This is a genomic window from Helicobacter marmotae (genome assembly GCF_003364255.1).
Lineage (GTDB): Bacteria > Campylobacterota > Campylobacteria > Campylobacterales > Helicobacteraceae > Helicobacter_C > Helicobacter_C marmotae.
On sequence record NZ_NXLR01000040.1, the window covers coordinates 1 to 3,347 of the forward strand.

The 3,347-nt window shown below is 43.0% G+C and carries 3 protein-coding genes and 1 pseudogene; 1 reads left to right on the forward strand and 3 read right to left on the reverse strand.

The genetic code is table 11. The features are described from left to right. Positions 1 to 881: 881 nt before the first annotated feature. Positions 882 to 1,049 carry a hypothetical protein gene (locus CQA63_RS09980; protein ID WP_158655508.1) on the reverse strand — a complete coding sequence of 56 codons (168 nt, stop codon included), beginning with the start codon at positions 1,047 to 1,049 and terminating at the stop codon, positions 882 to 884. A 178-nt stretch (positions 1,050 to 1,227) separates the two neighbouring features. Here CQA63_RS09980 and CQA63_RS09185 point away from each other — a divergent pair, with 178 nt between their 5' ends. Beyond that, the gene (locus CQA63_RS09185; protein ID WP_104700509.1) at positions 1,228 to 2,649 is read left to right on the forward strand and encodes an LLM class flavin-dependent oxidoreductase; all 1,422 of its coding nucleotides are present in this window, start codon (positions 1,228 to 1,230) and stop codon (positions 2,647 to 2,649) included. A 66-nt stretch (positions 2,650 to 2,715) separates the two neighbouring features. Here CQA63_RS09185 and CQA63_RS09600 read toward each other — a convergent pair whose 3' ends face one another. Together CQA63_RS09600 and CQA63_RS09195 are read right to left on the reverse strand one after the other, a co-directional pair. Beyond that, positions 2,716 to 3,090 carry a hypothetical protein gene (locus CQA63_RS09600; RefSeq protein WP_147288784.1) on the reverse strand — a complete coding sequence of 125 codons (375 nt, stop codon included), beginning with the start codon at positions 3,088 to 3,090 and terminating at the stop codon, positions 2,716 to 2,718. Then, positions 3,068 to 3,347, reverse strand: a pseudogene (locus CQA63_RS09195) (hypothetical protein); the annotation flags it as partial. The pseudogene CQA63_RS09195 and the gene CQA63_RS09600, both read right to left, overlap by 23 nt.

The window sequence follows — 3,347 nt, forward strand, 5'->3', positions numbered from 1 at the left end:
CCCTTTGTTTGGGGGGCGGGGAAGTGGTGAAAAGAGAAAGAAATTGTGGGGTGTTTGGGGGGTATGGAAAAGGTTATTAAATTTTTGGTTTGGGGTTTTGGGTGGGGGGGGAGAACATAAGAGTAAAAAAAAGGGAAAAAAGGAAAAAAAGGAAAATGAAGTAAATTTGGAAGATGTGGATTTCCTTTTTTTTTGGGGCGTCGGGGGGGGGGGGGGGGTAATAATATATCTTTTTATCATTGTTTGGTTCCATTGCATTATCTCGTTTATTTGTCATATTATTTATAATTTTTAATTCATTTTATAATTTTTCGTTTGCACGGGATTGTAATAAAAAATTTTTAACGAGATAAGAATTTCTTATATAAAATAATTTTTATTGACTTTAAGCCTGCTTCCTATCTCCCTAGTAAGGGTGCAAAGTTTGTTATGTCTAGAGCCTCCTTTAGGGGATGAAGAATTGCTGTTTGGATTACTAGTAAATGCTGTTATTTTGTCATTCTGAGCTTTCGCAAGAAAGCGAAGGATCTCTGCGGGCTTTCTAGTAGGTTTGAAAGAGATTCTTCGGTCGCTACGCTCCCTCAGAATGACAAAATAATTTCCCTTGCGGGTAGGCAAGTTTGTCATGTCTTTACCCTTTAGGGTGAAGAATCTCCACCAGAGCCACCAACGACTCCGTCATTTTGTCATTCTGAGGGCTTTATGCCCGAAGAATCTCTAAAGGAATCACTAGTCGTGCTTTTTGGTGATTCCAACAGAGATTCTTCACCTAAAGGTTCAGAATGACAAAGTAACCGCCTTTCTAGTGACTCGTTTAAAGAGTCTTTAGCAGATAAGAGAGATTCTTCGCTTGATTCTCAAGCTCAGAATGACAAACTTAGCTAACGTTCTAGTAAATCCCACAGAGATTCTTCGGTCGTTCTCGCGCCCGCCCTCAGAATGACAAACTTGGAGAATTTCTGGTGTATCAAATAGCGATTCTTCACCTCTTTGCAGAGGTTTTGGACATAATAAAAGGGCAGAGTTTTGGTCTCCTTATACTTTTTCATTTCCACTTTTTGCTTCCGCCAGTGCATAGCAAGTCTAAGATTGAGTAAAAAAGTAGCATAAAAATACAAATATATAAAAATACATATTGTAATTTAAAAAATATGTAAAATATTGGCTATCATTATGCCCATAAGTTAGCACAAACTTAAGAAAAACTTACAATACAAGGAGGAAGTAATGGGAGGCAGGAAACAAATTCGTTTTAACGCCTTTGATATGAACTGCATTACGCATTTAAGCCCGGGGCTGTGGCGTTACCCGGGTGATCAGGCTTTGAAGTATAAAGATATAGAGTATTGGCAAAATGTCGCCAAAATCGCCGAGAAAGGGCTCTTTGATGCGATTTTTATCGCTGATGTGTTGGGCGTGTATGATATTTATAATGGCAATGATCTCAGTGCCCTAAGGGGTGCGGTGCAAACGCCTGTAAATGACCCCGTGCAGCTTGCTGCCATTGGTGCGGCGGTTACGGAGCATGTGGGCTTTGGTATCACAGCGGGCGTGCCTTTTGAGCACCCTTTCCCCTTTGCTAGGAGGCTTAGCACTTTAGATCACCTTACTAAAGGACGCGTGGGCTGGAATATCGTTACAGGCTACTTGCCAAGTGCGAACCGCCAAATGGGAGAAAAGGAGCTCCCACATGATGAGCGATATGAGGTAGCTGATGAGTATTTAGAGGTGATTTATAAGCTTTTAGAGGGGAGCTGGGAAGATGATGCGGTGATACTTGATAGAAAGAGCGGGGATTTTGCTAATCCTTATAAAATTCATCATATCGGGCATAAGGGTAAGTATTTTGATGTGCCCGGAATCCATGTCTGCGAGCCTAGCATTCAACGCACACCCGTGCTTTTCCAAGCCGGGAATTCTCCTCGCGGTATGAGGTTTGCGGCTGAAAATGCCGAAGCGATATTTATCTCACCCATTTCTAAGGAGTACACCAAAATCGCAGTTAAGCAAATCCGCGATGAGCTCATCAAAGCAGGGCGCGACCCTTATAGTGCGAAGATATATGTGCTAGCGTGCATAATCACTGATGAAACGCAAAAGCTCGCGGAAGCAAAATATAAAGATTTGCTAAGCTATGTGAATGAAGAGGGCTCTTTGGTGCTAAATTCGGGCTGGCTGGGTGAGAATTTAGGTAAATATAACTTAGATGACGCACTCACAGAGATTAAATCAAACGCCATCATTGGTAAGGTAACTGAATTTGCTAATTCTCGCACAGATGATGGCAAGGTTTGGACCTTAAGGGAGCTTATAAAAGTCGCAGGAATTGGGGCTTTGGGTAATAAAATCATTGGTGGCAAAAAGGAAGTTTGCGATATTTTGCAAGAGCTTATAGAATATAGCGATGCTGATGGCTTTAATCTAGCATATGCGACAACCCCGGGGACTTTTGAAGATGTGGTGGAGTTTATCGTGCCTGAATTGCAAAAAAGAGGCGTGTATCAGCAAGAATACACCAAAGGCTCATTGCGTCATAAGCTTTTTGGGCAAGGCGATAGGCTACCAAGCTCGCATAGAGGGGCGAAATACCGCGTAGGAGGCGAGCTCTCCAGTATTGATGATTATGCGACTTCAGGGAGAAAGCAATAGACTCTTCTGTGTTGGGGTGATTTGACTTTACGTTGGGGCTGACAAGGTGGCTTACCTAAAGGGGAGTTAGTTTCCAACTCTTTGCTTTCGTAAGAAAGCGAAGAGGTGACAATAGGGCGATTTTTTTAAGGAGTCTTTAGTATATGAGAGAGATTCTTCGGTCGCTCTCACGCCCGCCCGCAAGAGGCGACAAAGTAACGGAGTTGTTAGTGATTCTTGCAGAGATTCTTCGGTCAGGCTTTGCCTTCCCTCAGAATGACAAGCTAATTTCCTTTGCAGGTGTTTATTGTGTGTGGGTTTCCTTTGCAGGTGTTTATTGTGTGTGGGTTTCCCTTGCGGGTAGCTAAGTTTGTCATTCTGAACCCCTGCAAGGGGTGAAGAATCTTTGTGGGCTTTCTGTGAATCATTGCTTTTTGGATTAGGAGTAAATGCTGGATTCATTGTCATTCTGAGCCTGCATAGCAGGCGAAGAATCTCTGTTAGCGACTAGTGACTCGGGTAGAGATTCTTCGCTTCGCTCAGAATGACAAACTAACTGCCTTTCTAGTGATTCCCTTTTTTCTTTTTCTATAAGGGGGAGGGGCTTGAATTGCGAAGTCGCTCCCTCCCCCTTATATATCCCCCGCCCCGACGACGCTTTAAGAGGTGGCACTTCGTGCGCTTTAATTTTATCGCAGTGAGAATATATCTCACTGCTG

What these genes read in the sequence shown, in the direction of transcription:
- CQA63_RS09980 (WP_158655508.1), bottom strand. Translation starts at nt 1,049, where the DNA reads ATGAAAAAGTATAAGGAGACCAAAACTCTGCCCTTTTATTATGTCCAA.
- CQA63_RS09185 (WP_104700509.1), top strand. Translation starts at nt 1,228, where the DNA reads ATGGGAGGCAGGAAACAAATTCGTTTTAACGCCTTTGATATGAACTGC.
- CQA63_RS09600 (WP_147288784.1), bottom strand. Translation starts at nt 3,090, where the DNA reads ATGAATCCAGCATTTACTCCTAATCCAAAAAGCAATGATTCACAGAAA.